This window comes from Novipirellula sp. (assembly GCF_041583735.1).
In the GTDB taxonomy this organism is placed as follows: domain Bacteria; phylum Planctomycetota; class Planctomycetia; order Pirellulales; family Pirellulaceae; genus Novipirellula.
Genome location: NZ_JBFHFD010000772.1, coordinates 1 through 3743 on the forward strand (window position 1 = coordinate 1; position 3743 = coordinate 3743).

4 protein-coding genes are annotated in these 3743 nt (G+C 54.9%); all 4 read left to right on the plus strand.

Going from position 1 to position 3743, the window contains the following annotated elements:
• Positions 1-5 precede the first annotated feature (5 nt).
• Positions 6-416 (plus strand): hypothetical protein, encoded by a 411-nt coding sequence (locus ABX962_RS32475; protein WP_372725847.1) that lies wholly within the window; start codon positions 6-8, stop codon positions 414-416.
• Between the two features lie 267 nt (positions 417-683).
• Positions 684-2060 (plus strand): multiheme c-type cytochrome, encoded by a 1377-nt coding sequence (locus ABX962_RS32480; RefSeq protein WP_372725844.1) that lies wholly within the window; start codon positions 684-686, stop codon positions 2058-2060.
• Positions 2061-2064: 4 nt separating this feature from the next.
• Positions 2065-3231: a hypothetical protein gene (locus tag ABX962_RS32485; RefSeq protein WP_372725845.1), complete on the plus strand. Its 1167-nt coding sequence runs from the start codon at positions 2065-2067 to the stop codon at positions 3229-3231.
• On the plus strand, positions 3228-3743 hold a 516-nt coding region (locus ABX962_RS32490), incomplete at its 3' end, for a hypothetical protein (RefSeq protein WP_372725846.1). The genes ABX962_RS32485 and ABX962_RS32490, both read left to right, overlap by 4 nt.

Consider the following 3743-nt stretch of genomic DNA (forward strand, 5'->3'; position numbering starts at 1 on the left):
AACGAATGAAATTGAATAAATTGGTGGTCGCCGCTCTGATGCTGTCCACTTTGACTTGGATCGGATGTGGATCGTCGGGCGTGGTCAAACCGACTGACGAACAGAACGCATTTGCCAGCGTGGAAGGTCTAGGAGATCTCGCTGGGGACGATGCAATGTTCGCCAGTGCCTTTGTGTCGGGGGCCGCACCCAAGAACCGCAAGGACTATGGCGAGCGAGGGTACCAAGTCAACGGCGATCCCACGTTCGATGGGGATACCGTAACCGTCCCCGTCAAAATCTTTGGTGGTGTCCACGCGACCGCCTCGGGTGATGGTCGTGGCGGCAAAGCGAGTTCGGTTGCCGAAACCGAACAGGTATGGACGCTGCAGCGGATTGATGGTCAGTGGAAGATCAAGGACGCGCCGCTTGGCTAAAAAGCCAACCGGATAATCACTGCCGCATCGTCGTTGATCGCTTTACGATCCGAATGCCAGGTTGTCGCTTGTCGTTCCGCGATCCTAACGTTGGATCGCGGAGGACATCGATTGAATGACTGAGGTGGCGGAACTCGTCAAGAGTTTCGATCATCTCGGAAAACGAAAATCTTGACGACTTCCGCTACGACCGAGTGCATCACTGAATCAAGCAGCCTCTAGAACGATCCACGATGTTTAGTGGCTGATAGAAGGAGGGCCGGTCGTTTGCCCGCACTCGGATCACACAATCGGCTGGAGTACACAGCAATCAATTACGTTTCCAAACCCTCCAATGGTGGTTCTGCGAACCATATTCCTGTACGCAGTTTGCTGGGATGGGGCGCGTTGGGGTTTGCCGTGATCGCCGCAGGGATGTTGTGGATGGTGCTGGATGCCTTCCGGACCGTGACGGTAACGAGCGATGAGATGTCGGCGGAAGCTGTGTCTGCGAAAGATCGTTCCATGCATCATGCTGCGAAGGATTCGCAGCGTTTTGCCGCCAACTTGCCGCCAGCAACGCAGCAGGCTGTTGCCGGGTGGAATCAGCTGATTTCCGCTAATTTCGCGGGCGACCAAGCCTGTGCCGAGTGTCATGAAAAAGAGTACGAAGCCCATCTTCGCTCGGGGCATTCCCGCACGTTGGCTCGCACCGATGAATCACCATTGGCTAGTAAACTTGCTGAGACTCGCCACTATCAAGACCCGCGGCGTGACCAGATCTTTGAGTTCTCGCAGAACGAAGGTTCGTTGTGGGTTCGTGATGTCGCAAATGCGGCTGGCATTGCGGTTCCGGTGACATGGTTACTCGGTTCGGGAACGCATGCGCAAACGCCAATCGCGGTCGACGAATCGACTCAAAGTGGCGTCGAATTGCGATGGTCCTACTTTGCCAACCGCGATCAGCTCGGTTTGACGCCAGACCACGAGCGTTTTGACGATTTCGCTGCCAGAACAATTGAATGTTTCGGGCGTCCGATGGACGCAGCGGACATGCGCGCCTGTTTGGGGTGTCACAGCACGTTGACGCCGCCTCCGTCGCTGCCGCTGATAAACTCGTTGGTCGTCGCCAATGTCGGTTGTGAGCGATGTCACGGTCCACGGAAAAAACACGTCGAACTTGCGAATCTCGGGCACGCTGAAGAGGCCAAGCCGATGTTGCGATATGAAACCGCCGAGACCTACATGGATGCTTGCAGCACTTGCCATCGCGACGAGTCTTCGGTCAAACCCGATGCGACGGCCAACGAATTGGTGCGTTTTCAACCTTATGGCATCAAACGCAGTCGCTGCTATTTAGAGAGCCCCGACAAGATGACCTGTTCCACTTGTCATGACCCGCATGATACGGTTTCTCACAATCGGGCGGTGTCGATCGAACAATGCAAACAGTGTCATGGCAATTCCTCATCAAGCGAATGCTCGCACCAGCCTAGCGGCGATTGTATCGATTGCCACATGCCTGCGGTCGAGTGGACCTCGGGAATCGCGTTTCACGATCACTGGATTCGGATCCCCGATGAGATCCCGGGCGAAACCCCAAGCGTCGATTCCGCCGGTAACCTGACTGCGAGCGATATGCTGCACAGTGATGGTGAGGAGTGATTGGATGATTGTTTCTGAAACCGCGCCTGAATCACGTTCGGCGGTGCCCGCAATTGCGAGTGAGCACAAACATGTGTCGAACTCGGTCGATGTAACGAAGCAGGCACGCGGTCGCGAGACTTCGTCTAAGATGCCGCGGCGTACCGCGGCTGGGTTTCTATTTTCGCCCGCGATCGATTTATTCTTTGTCGCCAACGCGTTTTGGCCCTTGTTGTTGCTGGTCGATCGTTTGGGCGGGATTGCGACGCATCAAAGTTTGCTGTTTTGGCAAATCTATTTTGTGACCGCACCGCATCGCTGGATCACATTGATTCTCGTCACCGTCGATCACCACAAAGGCGTCGATCGACGCCGGCAATTTCTTGCGTTTGGAACCGCGATTCTGGTCGCGTGTCTCTGTTTGAAAATGGGTACCGGATCGCTGCTGTGTTTAGGCGTGATCGATTACATCTGGAACGCTTGGCATTTCGCCTCGCAGCACCACGGTGTGTTTCGCATCTATCAACGCAAAAGCAAAGCGTCCACACAATCAAGCCCCACGGGGCAATCTGGTTCGGTTGCGACCAAACCATGGGCCGCGTCGCTCGAGAAAGCGGTGTTCCGCTGCTTTATGCTTTACGTGATCGCTCGCGTAGCCGGTTGGGGATGGAGCGAAGGTCCCTTCGATGGTTTTGAGTGGGTTTCGTCGGTGGATTGGTTTGTATTGTTAATTCCTGTCGCGTTTGTAGGACGCCAGTGTTTTCAGTATGCAGTGACCGGCAAGGCATCGCTGGCGAGTGTGGCTTATTTAACGAGCGTGATGACATTGTTTGCATCGCTTTTGTTGGCCTCGCATTATGAAAACAACCAATGGGTGGTCCAGCTGGCACTGGCCTCGGCGATCTTTCATTCCTTGGAATACATGTCGATTGTGACTTGGTCGATGAGCGGTTCACGGGGTTCGAGCAAATCGAATGCGTTGGCCAGACTTTCCAAAATGTGGTTGCTTTTCTTGATTGTATTCGTGGTCGTGATTGGATTAGGCAATTACCTGCTTTCACGTGGCTATTTCGAGTTGTGGGTGTTCGTCAATATTGTGGTCGCATTTTGGCATTACTGTTTTGACGGCATGATTTGGAAGTCGCGTAAACCGTCGTCGGCCGCTTCCCCCGCAACGGCAGTCGCATCATGAACTCATCTTCGCTTACGTTCCGTTGGGGCTGGATCGCTTATGGTTCGATGGCGATCGGTGCGGTGGCCGTCTGCAGCATGCTGCTGTCAAACTCCGAAGGTGTCGTGCAAGTGTTCGGTCGCTGGGACGTCGTCGCCTGTGCCTTTTTTGCGGCGTTTCCGCTTGCAGTGGGGGGCGTCCAGTCATTTTGCAAATTCTCTAGCTGGCAGAAACTAAGCATTGCGTTTGGGGGCGTTGCGGTTGCTGCCGCGATCACCGTGTTTGCAGCATCAATCACTCAGCTTCCTGATCAAAGTGTGATCACGCTGACCGTATGCCGCAGCGTGATCGCGATGGCGACGATGATGGCCGTGACATTTGTGGGCACGACCGTAATGCCGTCGCCACGTTTACCCGTGTTTGCGGAGCACGGATGGATACGATTCGCGATGCTGGCCGCGTTGGCGACGCTAGTGCCGGCGGCCTATGCGGACGCGGTTGCGGATGGGATTCGTATTGATCTCGAGCGATCA

Coding starts and splice junctions, on each gene's coding strand:
- ABX962_RS32475 (WP_372725847.1), top strand. CDS start 6: ATGAAATTGAATAAATTGGTGGTCGCCGCTCTGATGCTGTCCACTTTG.
- ABX962_RS32485 (WP_372725845.1), top strand. CDS start 2,065: ATGATTGTTTCTGAAACCGCGCCTGAATCACGTTCGGCGGTGCCCGCA.